This is a genomic window from Arthrobacter sp. B2I5, from assembly GCF_030816735.1.
Taxonomy (GTDB): domain Bacteria; phylum Actinomycetota; class Actinomycetes; order Actinomycetales; family Micrococcaceae; genus Arthrobacter.
On the sequence record NZ_JAUSYF010000001.1, the window covers coordinates 2,713,173 to 2,724,952 of the forward strand.

The following is an 11,780-nucleotide window of genomic DNA, read 5'->3' on the forward strand; positions in this document are numbered from 1 at the left end:
CGGCACCGCCGGGCACCGGGCCGTCACGCTGCCCGCTGTCGCCGTCACAACCGTGGCGCGTCCTGCGGAAGGTTCCGCTAGCCCGCCGCTGACGTGCCGGCGTCGTCCTCCACGGCGCCGTCCCCGGCACCGGAGTGCGTGGCGGCCGGACTGCCGGACCCGGCGTCCTGGACAAACCTGCCTTCGGACGCCACGGGGGCGGCCAGCGGCTCGGCAGCGGCCACGGGTTCTCCATGCTTGCCGGCGAGCCGGAGCTTCACCACGGCGGCGTATTCGTCCACGTATTCCTGCCCGGACAGCTTCATCAGGTGGGTCATGATGTCATCGGTGACCTGGCGCTGGACTGTCCTGTCCTCCGCCTGCTCCCGGTATTGGCTGAAGTCCAGCGGTTCACCGAAGATCATCCCGATCCTGCGGATGTTGGGCAGCCGCTTGCCGATGGGCTGGACCTTGTCGGTGCCGATCATGGCAACCGGAATCACCGGGACCCCGGCCTCCAGGGCCAGCCTGGCCACGCCCACTTTGCCCCGGTACAAGCGCGCGTCGGGGCTGCGGGTGCCCTCGGGGTAGATGCCCAGCAGGCCGCCTGCATTGAGGACTTCCATGCCGGCGTTCAGGGATGCGGCGGAGGCAGCGCCTCCGGACCGGTCCATGGGCAGCTGGTTGGTGAGGCGGAAGAACGCGGCCGTCAGCCTGCCCTTGATTCCCGTGCCCGTGAAGTATTCGGACTTTGCCAGGAAGACCACGGGCCGCCGCACCATGAGCGGCATGAAGATTGAGTCGGAAAACGACAGGTGGTTGGAGGCGATGATGGCGGCCCCCTGCGCCGGAATGTTGTCCAGGCCCTTGACCCACGGCCGGAACAGCAGCTTGATCACCGGACCGAGGAAGATCCTTTTCATGACCCAATAGAACACGTGGTGAACCTCTCCGGAAGGCAGCCCCCAGGCCCTGCATCGGGCCTGGCCAGCGATTCAATGCAACCCTACTCTAGTGAGATTTGGCTGGAACAGTGACACGATGGAGTCATGACTGAAAGCAGCACCCCGTCCCGTCCAGCCGCTTTCAGCTATCCAGGCCACGGCGCCAATGCACGCACCGGAGTGGCCATCTGCCACGGATTCACCGGCAGCCCGCTGAGCATCATGCCGTGGGCGCAGCACCTGGCGGAGCTTGGGTATGCCGTGTCCGTCCCCCTCCTGCCCGGCCACGGCACGGACTGGCGCCAGCTTGCCCGGACCGGCTGGAAGGACTGGTACCGCAGTTACGAGGAGTCATTCCTCGAGCTGGCAGGGCGGACCGACACCTGCTTCACCGCCGGTCTGTCCATGGGCGGCGCAATCGCGCTGCTGGCAGCGTCCCGCCACCCGGTCGCAGGCGTGAGCGTGGTCAACCCGGGCCTGAGCTTTTATGACCGACGGGTGCGGGTCATCGGCCTCCTTAAGTACTTCCAGCGGACCACCGTCCCGATCCAGGAGGACCAGACCGGGGCACCAGCGACTGAAGACGGCGACTATTCACTGACACCGCTGGCTGCCGTGCATGAGCTCAAGAAACTCTTCGGAGCAGCAGTGCGCGGACTGCCCCGCGTGGACGCCCCCGTGCAGGTCTTCAAGTCGCGCACCGATGCCGTTGTTCCGCCTACGTCGCTGACGCTGCTGCGCAGAGGGCTGGGCGGGAACCTCACAGACGTGATCGACCTTGCCAGCAGCGGACATGTGGCTACTCTGGACGTTGACGCGCCCGCAATTTTCGCCGGGTCGGCAGATTTCGTCGCCGCCCACGCCCGCCGAACCAGCAGCTTGGAGACGACATGACGTCCGGCCCGGACCACAGCCCCTTCAGCAGCGCCTTCAGCGGCGAAGGGGCCCGCACCGGCGTTGTCCTCTCCCATGGCTTCACGGGAAGCCCCCACGGCCTCCGCGCCTGGGCCATGGCATTCGCCGCGGCCGGATTCGCCGTCCGGATGCCGCTGTTGCCAGGCCACGGGACCAGCTGGCAGGACCTTGCGCGGACCCGCTGGCAGCAATGGCACGGCGCCCTGGACGACGCTTTTCTTGAACTGGACGCCGAGTGCGACCAAGTCTTCGCGGCAGGCCTGAGCATGGGCGGGGCGCTGGCCCTGCGACTCGCCGCTACCCGCCCCGTCGCGGGGGTGCTCCTGGTTAATCCCGGCCTGGTGATTGATGATCCCCGCGCATCGCTGGCCGGACTCCTCAAGCTGGTCCTGAAGAGCACCCCGTCCATCGGCAATGACATCCTCAAAGCCGGGGTGGACGAGGGCGCGTATGCCCGCACCCCTGTGGCCGCAGCCCACGAGCTCAACAAGATGTTCAAGGACACCGTCCGGCTCCTGCCCCGCGTTACAGCGCCTGTCCAGGTGTACCGCTCAACTGTGGACCACGTGGTGTCCGACGCCAGCATGGATGTCCTGCGGCGCGGGCTGGCCAACGCTCCCCTGGAAGTGGTCCGGCTGGAGAACAGCTACCACGTCGCCACCCTCGATAATGACGCCGACCGTATCTTTGAAGGGTCGGTGGACTTTGTCCGGCGCGTGCTGGAGTCCGGGCCGGCGGGACCGGGACGGGAGGTCCGCAGTGAACAGGCCTGATTCCGAGCAGCCGGACCAGGGCGCCAACCAGGACGACGCCGTGTGGCTGGACCTGGTGGCACGGCTCGAATCGGACACGGTGGCCCTTCGCCCCGATTCCCCGGCACCCGGGGAACAGTTGCCGGCGGAGACGGAACCCGCCGCACCGGAAAAGCCGGCGCAGTCCGCCTTCCGCGATTTCGACCCCCTGGGCCTGGCGGGGGCACCGCCCGCCGAACTGTCCGCGGCGCAGCGCCAGGCGGCAGCGGGCGGACAGGATGCCGCGCAGGAATCCCCGGAGGGACCGCGGGACTATGAGGTGGACGACGGCGGCGAGGAGTTCGTGCCGGAGGAGCCGCCCAGCCTGGCCGGCACCGATCCCCTGACCATGCTGGCCTGGCTTGGCGCGGTGGGCGGACCGGTGGCACTGCTGCTGTCGGTGATGTTCTGGCGCGCGGCGCCCCTGCTGGCCATCGTCGGCATTGTTGCCGCGTTCGTGCTTGGAACCGTGTACCTGATCATGAAACTGCCGGAGGAGAAGAACGGGGACGACGACGGCGCAAGGGTTTAGCGTCCTTCCCGCCGACCTGCCGCCGTCGTCAATTGCGGACGCGGCTGCTGACCCGCGACAGATCTGCGGCGCCGATGAGCCCAGCGTTGGGGCCAAGTGCGGCCAGCTCTATTCCTGCGGCCGGGCGGAAGCCGCGGCCCGTCAGGTTCCGGGCGAACGCTTTGCGGGCCGGCTCCACCAGCAGGTCACCGGCTGAGCAGAGGCCGCCACCGATCACGAAGAGGCCCGGGTCCAGCGCGGCCGCCAGGTTGGCCAGCCCCAGGCCCAGCCATTCGCCTACTTCCTCGATCAGCTCCCGGGACGCGGGATCTCCGGCCAGGGCCAGTTCGGTGACGACCGCTCCGGTGATGGCGTCGGGATGTCCGCCCACGGCTGCCAGCAGGTCCTGCGCCATCGGCGAATTGGACCGGGCGAGGAGCCTGGCTTCCCGGCCCAGGGCGTTGCCGGACGCGTACTGTTCCCAGCATCCGCGGTTGCCGCACTCGCACCGGTGGCCGCCGGGCACGATGATCTGGTGGCCGAACTCCCCTGCCACGCCGAACCGGCCGCGTTCCACCCTGCCGTCCATCACCATGGCGCCCCCGATGCCGGTGCCCAGCGTGATGCAAACCAGCCGGTCCTCCCCCTGCCCCGCGCCGAAGCGCCACTCGGCCCAGGCCGCAGCATCGGCGTCGTTGGTCAGCAGCACCGGACGGCGCAGGAGCCGCTGGAGGTTCTCGCGCAGCGGTTCATTGCGCCAGGCAAGGTGGGGGCTGAAAAGCACGGTTCCACCGGCCAGGTCCATCCACCCGGCAGCTCCGATGCCCACTGACCAGATACGGTGCCCCCGGCCCAGCTCCTCCACCAGTTCCACGATGACCTGCTCCACTGCCCGTGGATCCGTTCCCGGGGTGGAGCGCCGTGCCTCATTGAGGATCCTGCCTTCGGCGTCCACCACGCCGGCGGCCACCTTCGTTCCCCCGATGTCGATCCCGATGGCAAGTCCCTTGCGGCCAAGGCGAAGGTGTCCGCCGACGCCGCCGTGCAGCTGCCCGGCCCGGTACGAAGCGGGACGGCGGCGCCAGGGCGCTGGTCTTTTGAGGGGGCCGGCCTGATCGCCGGACAAGGGTCCGTACATAGTGCACCATTCTAGGCGGGCGGAAGGATTGTCTTGACAATATACGTCCCGCATGCCGCTCCCATTGACGACTAAGTTACTCACCAGTAGGTTTGTGTACTGCACAGTTCCGGCAGGGGTACTAGTCTTTAGGCAAACCCCTGCGCGGGACTTCAGATATCAAAGGAGCTATAGTGCGCGAATTCAGTGTTCCGCCCCTGGTTGTTGTCCCACCCGAAACCAACATCACCGATCTGGTGTTGCGGCAGGCGGCCAAGCCCGGCAACCCGGCACTGTTTTCCCGGCTGGACGCCGCAGGCACGTGGCGTGATGTGCCTGCCACCGAGTTCCTTGCCGACGTGAAGGCACTGGCCAAGGGGCTTATCGCCAGCGGAGTCGGTGCAGGTGACCGCGTGGGCATCATGTCCCGGACCCGTTACGAGTGGGCTCTCGTGGACTTCTCCATCTGGTTCGCCGGGGCGGTGTCGGTGCCCATTTACGAAACCTCCTCCCCTTCCCAGGTCGCCTGGAACCTGGGCGATTCGGGCGCGGTGGCCGCCTTCGGCGAGTCCGCCCACCACGAGAACGTCATCCGCCAGGCCGTCACAGCCGAAGGACTTACGGCGGTGCAGCATGTGTGGCAGCTCGAGGGCCACGGCCTGGACAGCCTCCGCGAGGCAGGCCGCGACGTCAGTGACGAAGAATTAGAGTCACGCAGAAGTGCAGCCGGCCTCCATGACGTTGCCACAATCATTTACACGTCCGGAACTACCGGACGTCCCAAGGGCTGTGAGCTCACGCATGGAAACTTCGTTGAACTCTCGGACAACGCACTGGCCATTATCGGCGACATTGTCCACGAGAACGCCAAGACCATCATGTTCCTCCCGTTGGCGCACGTGTTTGCCCGCTTTATCTCGGTGCTGGCCATGGCCGCCGGAACCACCGTGGCCCACACCCCCGACATCAAGAACCTCCTGGCAGACCTGCAAAGCTACGAGCCGACCTTCATCCTGGCGGTGCCCAGGGTCTTCGAAAAGGTCTACAACTCAGCGTTGACCAAGGCAGAGGACGGCGGCAAGGGCGCCATTTTCCACCGCGCCACCGAAACTGCCATCGCGTTTTCCAAAGCCCGCCAGGATGGACGGGTGGGGCTGGGACTGAAGCTCCGGCACGCCCTCTTCGACAAACTGGTGTACGGCAAGCTGCGCGCCGCCATGGGCGGGCACGTTGCCCACGCTGTGTCCGGCGGCGGCCCCCTCGGCGAGCGGCTGGGACACTTCTTCCAGGGCATCGGACTGCAGGTGCTGGAGGGGTACGGCCTCACCGAAACCACGGCACCCATCACGGTCAACACCCCGTCAAGGATCAAGATCGGCTCAGTGGGCAAGCCCCTGCCGGGGAACGCCGTGAAGATTGCCGACGACGGCGAGATCCTCGCCAAGGGAGTCTGCGTCATGCGGGGCTACTACCGGCGGGAAGACCTCACGGCTGAGGCGTTCACCGATGGCTGGTTCCACACCGGTGACATCGGCAGGGTGGACGACGATGGCTTTGTCTGGATCACGGGCCGCAAGAAGGAAATCATCGTCACCGCCGGCGGCAAGAATGTCATCCCCGCGTTGCTTGAGGACCAGATCCGTGCCGACGCACTCGTGTCGCAGGTCCTGGTTGTTGGCGACAACAGGCCGTTCATCGGGGCCCTGGTGACCCTCGACCAGGAAGCCCTCCCGGGCTGGCTCCAGCGCCACGGACTTCCAGCCGATACCACCTTGGAGCAGGCTGCCGGGAATCCGGTGGTCAAGGCAGCGGTGCAGGACCTGGTCACGGCGGCAAACACATCGGTTTCCCAGGCCGAGGCCATTAAGTCCTTCCGCATCGTCCCGGCAGACTTCACCGAGGCCTCCGGGCACCTGACCCCGTCCATGAAGGTGAAAAGGGCCCAGGTGATGAAGGACTTTGAAACCGTCATCGAGGAAATGTACTCGGCCCCGCGTTCCTGAACCCTCTGGGACCGGCGGACCCCGATCCTCTGCGTGCTATTCCCCACGCCCTGCTAAGGCCGCTTCGCGGCGAGCAGGGGCGCGGGGCCCCTTTTACGCACGCTGCCGGACCGCGGCCCGCCTGTGCCGGGCTTCCACACCAGGCCGGCCAGTCACTCGACCTTGGTTTCGTGGAACGGAAGAGGGCCGCTCCCCATACTTTGGGGAGCGGCCCTCTTCGTGGCGCTGGCGTGCGGCCTCGACTTACTGTTCGATGACCAGCAGCAGATCGCCGCCCTGGACCTGCTCCACCGAGGAGATGGCGAGGCGGGAGACCTTGCCGCCCACCGGCGTCGTAATCGATGCTTCCATCTTCATTGCCTCGATGGTGGCCACCGTGTCGCCGGCCTTCACCTCGTCGCCGGGCTTGACCGTGACGGTGACGGCGCCGGCGAACGGCGCGGCCACGTGGCCGGGCTGGGCGGGATCGGCTTTCTCGGCGGCCTTGACGTTGCTCACGACGGAACGGTCGCGCACCATGACCGGCCGGGACTGGCCGTTGAGGGTGCACATGACGGTGCGCATGCCCTTCTCATCAGACTCGGACACCGCTTCGAGGGACGCGATCAGGCGCACGCCCTTCTCCAGCTGGATCTCGTGCTCCTGGCCGCGCTGCAGACCGTAGAGGTAATCACGGGTATCCAGCACGGAGATGTTCCCGTACGTCTCCACGCTCTTCAGGTAGTCCTTGGTGGGCCCGTCGAAGAGCAGCCGGTTCAGCGTGTGCTGGCGGGTCTTCGAATCGGACTTCAGCGCGGCGCTGTCCTCGGCGCTGAGTTCCACATCGCGGACCTTCACGCTCCGGCCCTGGAGGGCCTTGGTGCGGAAGGGCTCCGGCCAGCCTCCCGGAGGATCACCGAGCTCGCCGGACAGGAACCCGATCACGGAGTCCGGGATGTCGTAGTTCTGCGGGTTCGCCTCAAAATCTGCGGGATCGGCGTTGAGGCCCACCAGGTGCAGGGCGAGGTCGCCCACCACCTTGGAGGACGGCGTCACCTTGACCAGGTGGCCCAGGATGCGGTCGGCCGCGGTGTACATGTCCTCGATGGCTTCGAAGCGCTCCCCCAGGCCCAGGGCCATGGCCTGCTGGCGCAGGTTGGACAGCTGGCCGCCCGGGATCTCGTGCTTGTACACGCGGCCGGTGGGGCCGGGCAGGCCGGACTCGAACGGCGCGTAGACGCGGCGTACGGCCTCCCAGTACGGCTCGAGGGAGCTGACGGCGTCCAGGCTGAGGCCCGTGTCCCGCGGAGTGTGGGCCAGGGCGGCAACAAGGGCCGACGCCGAGGGCTGGCTGGTGGTGCCGGCCAGGGACGCCGAGGCAACATCGACGGCGTCCACACCAGCGTCGACGGCTGCCAGGAGCGTGGCCAGCTGGCCGCCCGCAGTGTCGTGGGTGTGCAGGTGGACCGGCAGGTCGAACCGGTCGCGGAGGGCTCCGACCAGTTTGGCGGCAGCTGCAGGCCGCAGCAGGCCGGCCATGTCCTTGATGGCCAGGATGTGGGCGCCGGCGTCGACGATCTTCTGCGCCAGCCCCAGGTAGTAGTCCAGTGTGTAGAGCTTCTCCTCCGGGTCCAGCATGTCCCCGGTGTAGCAAAGCGCCACCTCGGCGACGGCGGTGCCGGTGGCCCGGACGGCTCGGATGGCCGGTGCCATCTGGCTTACATCGTTCAGGGCGTCGAAGATACGGAAGATGTCGATGCCAGTGGCTGCGGCCTCGTTGACGAACGCCTCGGTGACCTCTTCAGGGTACGGCGTGTAGCCAACGGTGTTCCGGCCGCGCAGCAGCATCTGGATGCAGACGTTGGGCATGGCCGCGCGGAGGGCGGCAAGCCGGTCCCAGGGGTCCTCCCCCAGGAAGCGCAGGGCCACGTCATAGGTTGCCCCGCCCCAGGCCTCCACGGACAGCAGCTGCGGAAGCAGGGCCGTGACGGCCGGTCCCGCGGCAACCAGGTCCCGCGTGCGGACACGGGTGGCCAGCAGGGACTGGTGCGCATCACGGAAGGTGGTGTCGGTGACGGCGACGGCGGTCTGTTCACGCAGCGCCCTGGCGAAGCCTTCCGGGCCGAGCTCAAGGAGTTTCTGGCGTGAACCCGGTGCCGGCTGCTTGCCTTTGACGTCGGGCAGCTTGTGGGCGGGGTTGGAGTGCACTGTCAGTTCGCCGTTGGGCTTGTTGACGGTGACGTCGGCCAACCAGGTGAGGAGCTTGGTGCCGCGGTCGGCCGAGACGCGCGCCTTGAGCAGTTCAGGGCGCTGGTCAATGAAGTTGGTGGCCACGTCCCCGGCGATGAAGTCCGGATCATCCAGGACGGCCTGGAGGAAGGGGATGTTCGTGGAGACGCCGCGGATGCGGAATTCGGCCAGGGCGCGGCGGGCACGGGCCACGGCGGCCGGGTAGTCCCTGCCGCGGCAGGTGAGCTTGACCAGCATCGAGTCGAAGTGCGGGCTGATTTCGGCACCGGAGTAGACCGTGCCGCCGTCCAGCCGCACACCCGCCCCGCCTGCCGAGCGGTAGCCGGTGATCTTGCCGACGTCGGGCCGGAAGCCGTTGGCCGGGTCTTCCGTGGTGATGCGGCTCTGCAGGGCTGCGCCGCGCAGCTTGACGGAGTCCTGGGAGAGGCCAAGGTCGGCGAGGGTCTCGCCGGAGGCGATCCGCATCTGGGCCTGGACCAGGTCCACGTCCGTGACTTCCTCGGTGACCGTGTGCTCCACCTGGATGCGCGGGTTCATTTCGATGAACACGTGCTGGCCTGCCCGCTCGCCCTCAGTGTCCACCAGGAACTCGACGGTGCCGGCGTTGACGTAGTTGAGCGCCTTGGCGAACTTCACCGCATCGCGGTAAAGGGCCTGGCGGATGCCCTCGTCCAGGTTGGGGGCCGGAGCGATCTCAATGACTTTCTGGTGCCGCCGCTGGATGGAACAGTCACGCTCGAAAAGGTGCATGACGTCGCCCTCGGCGTCCGCGAGAATCTGCACTTCGATGTGCCGCGGGCGCAGGACCGCCTGCTCCAGGAACATGGTGGGGTCACCGAACGCCGCATCCGCTTCACGCATGGCTGACTTGAGGGCTTCGGGGAGGGCTTCGCGGGTATCCACCCGCCGCATGCCGCGGCCGCCGCCGCCTGCCACAGCCTTGGCGAAGATGGGGAATCCGATCTCATCGGCGGCAGCCAGGAGCTCGTCCAGGTCCTTGGACGGCTCGCTGGACTTCAGGACCGGCACACCCGCTTCGCGGGCCGCTTTCAGGGCGGCGACCTTGTTGCCTGCAAGCTCCAGCACCTCGGCGGGCGGACCCACGAAGGTGATTCCGGCTTCCTTTGCTGCCCGTGCCAGTTCGGGGTTTTCCGAGAGGAAACCGTAGCCCGGGTAGATAGCGTCCGCTCCGGATTCCTTGGCAACCCGCACCACCTCCGCCACGTCGAGGTAGGCCCGGACGGGGTGGCCTTCCTCGCCAATCAGGTACGCCTCGTCCGCTTTCTGGCGGTGGATCGAGTTTCGGTCCTCTTGGGGAAAAACGGCAACGGTCTTGGCGCCAAGCTCGTAGCCGGCGCGGAAGGCCCTGATCGCGATTTCACCGCGGTTGGCCACCAGAATTTTGGAAAACATGCTTCTCCTGCATCATTGCGGGGTGGACTGATGAGTGGTCACAGTGTCTAGGACCTACAAGGACAAACACAAATCTTTGTGGCAACAGTCACAGATTTTCCCGTCATGTCCCGATCGCTTTCAGCCTGGCTGGCGGAAACCGCCCCGGCAGCACAGTCGGTGCCATGCCGACGCCCGGTAAAGCAGGATTCGCCGACGCATCAACATATGATGAGTAGGGCGGCAGGACCGTCCGGCTTCGGCTCTGCCGAGGCAAACATTACTCCCAACACGGCATCCGGCGTTAGGTTTTGGTCTCTCAAGTGCAAGTAGTCAGCATCAGCAGCCTTAAGGGTGGAGTCGGCAAGACTTCCGTCACCACAGGATTGGCGTCTGCGGCGCTGGCCGCCGGAGTACCCACGCTGGTGGTGGACCTGGATCCGCACGCCGACGCCACCACGGCCCTCGGCGTACAGCCGGGCGACCACCTGGATATCGGCAGGATGCTGAAGAGCCCGCGCAGGGCGAAACTGGCCGAGAATGTGGTGCGCAGCAGCTGGGCTGACCGCGCCCCATCAAACGGTGCCGGGCCGGCCGTGCTGGATGTCGCCGTCGGATCTGCCTACACCGGTATCTATGACCGGCCGGACCTTGGCCGCCGCGACCTCCGCCGGCTTTCCGCCGTGCTCGCCGGCGCCGACGGATACCAGCTGGTCCTCATTGATTGCCCGCCGTCGCTGAACGGCCTGACGCGCATGGCGTGGGCTTCCAGCGACAAGGTTGCCCTTGTCGCGGAGCCCGGCCTGTTCTCAGTTGCCGGCACGGAACGCACCATGCGCGCCATCCAGCTGTTCAAGCAGGAGTTCGCACCCAATCTGTCACCGGCAGGCATCGTGGCCAACCGCGTCCGCAGCGGCTCCTCCGAGCACACCTACCGCCTGGCAGAGATGGAATCCATGTTCGGCGAACTCCTGCTGAGCCCGCGCATTCCCGAACAGGCCAACTGGCAGCAGATCCAGGGCGCCGCCCACCCCGTCCACCACTGGCCCGGGGATTCGGCGAAGTCCGCGGCCGGACTGTTCGACGAACTGCTGTCCAATCTCATGGCAGCCGGCAAGGGCCTGCGCAGCCGCACCCGCTGACACGCGCAGAACAAACAGGTCCGCCCTCCGGCTGGAGGGCGGACCTGTTTGTTTAAGGTATCTGTGCGGCTCAGCTGATCTTCCGCGCGGCCCGCCGCTTGCTCAATTCGTCGTCCGGAAAGGACTGTTCTGCGGCATGCTCGCTGGGGAGGGAAGCAAGGCTGCCTTCCACTTCGCGCCAGACGCGGCCCACCGCAATGCCGAAGACGCCCTGGCCGCCCTGGACGAGGTCAATGACTTCGTCGGCGGACGTGCACTCGTAGACACTGGCGCCGTCGCTCATGAGCGTGATCTGGGCCAGGTCCTCGACGCCCCGTTCCCGCAGGTGTTCAACGGCCGTGCGGATCTGCTGGAGGGATACGCCGGTGTCCAGGAGCCGCTTGACCACCTTGAGCACCAGGATGTCGCGGAATCCGTACAGCCGCTGGGAGCCGGATCCTGCAGCACCGCGGACTGCAGGCTCAACCAGCCCTGTACGGGCCCAGTAGTCAAGCTGGCGGTAGGTGATGCCTGCTGCCTTGCAGGCAGTGGGACCGCGGTAGCCGGCGTCCTCGTCCAGTACGGGCAGGTCCTCGGTGAACAGGAGGCCCTGGGCACCGCTCACGGGCACAGCAACACCAGCCGTGGGCTGTTTCAGCCCGCCTGCTTCGCCTTTGGGACTCACCTGGATCCTCCTTGTCGTACGCTCCCGGGAACTGATACGGCAGCCTTGGCATGAAGACCATGCGTGTAATTTTTCCGCGGGGCGCACTTTCCA

9 protein-coding genes are annotated in these 11,780 nt (G+C 66.8%); 5 read left to right on the forward strand and 4 right to left on the reverse strand.

The window, feature by feature from the left end; genetic code table 11:
- Nucleotides 1–77: 77 nt before the first annotated feature.
- Entirely contained in the window at nucleotides 78–917 is an 840-nt protein-coding gene (locus tag QFZ60_RS12745; protein ID WP_307090822.1) for a 1-acyl-sn-glycerol-3-phosphate acyltransferase, read from the reverse strand.
- Nucleotides 918–1,028: 111 nt separating this feature from the next.
- Here QFZ60_RS12745 and QFZ60_RS12750 point away from each other — a divergent pair, with 111 nt between their 5' ends.
- The 3 genes from QFZ60_RS12750 to QFZ60_RS12760 are packed head-to-tail and all read left to right on the forward strand — an operon-like array spanning nucleotide 1,029 to nucleotide 3,161.
- Entirely contained in the window at nucleotides 1,029–1,817 is a 789-nt protein-coding gene (locus tag QFZ60_RS12750) for a carboxylesterase (RefSeq protein ID WP_307090824.1), read from the forward strand.
- Nucleotides 1,814–2,611 (forward strand): carboxylesterase, encoded by a 798-nt coding sequence (locus tag QFZ60_RS12755; RefSeq protein ID WP_307090826.1) that lies wholly within the window; start codon nucleotides 1,814–1,816, stop codon nucleotides 2,609–2,611. Before QFZ60_RS12750 ends, QFZ60_RS12755 begins: the two co-directional genes overlap by 4 nt.
- Nucleotides 2,598–3,161: a hypothetical protein gene (locus QFZ60_RS12760; RefSeq protein ID WP_307090827.1), complete on the forward strand. Its 564-nt coding sequence runs from the start codon at nucleotides 2,598–2,600 to the stop codon at nucleotides 3,159–3,161. The genes QFZ60_RS12755 and QFZ60_RS12760 overlap by 14 nt, the downstream gene beginning before the upstream one ends.
- 28 nt (nucleotides 3,162–3,189) lie before the next feature.
- On the opposite strand, the gene QFZ60_RS12765 is transcribed toward QFZ60_RS12760, so the two are convergent.
- Nucleotides 3,190–4,278, reverse strand: coding sequence for an ROK family glucokinase (locus QFZ60_RS12765; protein WP_235008878.1), 1,089 nt, complete (start codon nucleotides 4,276–4,278; stop codon nucleotides 3,190–3,192).
- A 173-nt stretch (nucleotides 4,279–4,451) separates the two neighbouring features.
- On the opposite strand from QFZ60_RS12765, the gene QFZ60_RS12770 reads away from it, so the two are divergent.
- Nucleotides 4,452–6,260: a long-chain fatty acid--CoA ligase gene (locus QFZ60_RS12770; protein ID WP_307090829.1), complete on the forward strand. Its 1,809-nt coding sequence runs from the start codon at nucleotides 4,452–4,454 to the stop codon at nucleotides 6,258–6,260.
- 243 nt (nucleotides 6,261–6,503) lie between these two features.
- On the opposite strand, the gene QFZ60_RS12775 is transcribed toward QFZ60_RS12770, so the two are convergent.
- Nucleotides 6,504–9,902: a pyruvate carboxylase gene (locus tag QFZ60_RS12775; RefSeq protein ID WP_307090831.1), complete on the reverse strand. Its 3,399-nt coding sequence runs from the start codon at nucleotides 9,900–9,902 to the stop codon at nucleotides 6,504–6,506.
- A 302-nt stretch (nucleotides 9,903–10,204) separates the two neighbouring features.
- Here QFZ60_RS12775 and QFZ60_RS12780 point away from each other — a divergent pair, with 302 nt between their 5' ends.
- A complete protein-coding gene (locus tag QFZ60_RS12780; RefSeq protein WP_142121245.1) occupies nucleotides 10,205–11,023 on the forward strand; it encodes a ParA family protein in 819 nt (272 codons plus the stop codon).
- 70 nt (nucleotides 11,024–11,093) lie between these two features.
- On the opposite strand, the gene QFZ60_RS12785 is transcribed toward QFZ60_RS12780, so the two are convergent.
- The gene (locus QFZ60_RS12785) at nucleotides 11,094–11,687 is read right to left on the reverse strand and encodes a MerR family transcriptional regulator (RefSeq protein ID WP_018763528.1); all 594 of its coding nucleotides are present in this window, start codon (nucleotides 11,685–11,687) and stop codon (nucleotides 11,094–11,096) included.
- Between the last annotated feature and the right edge of the window lie 93 nt (nucleotides 11,688–11,780).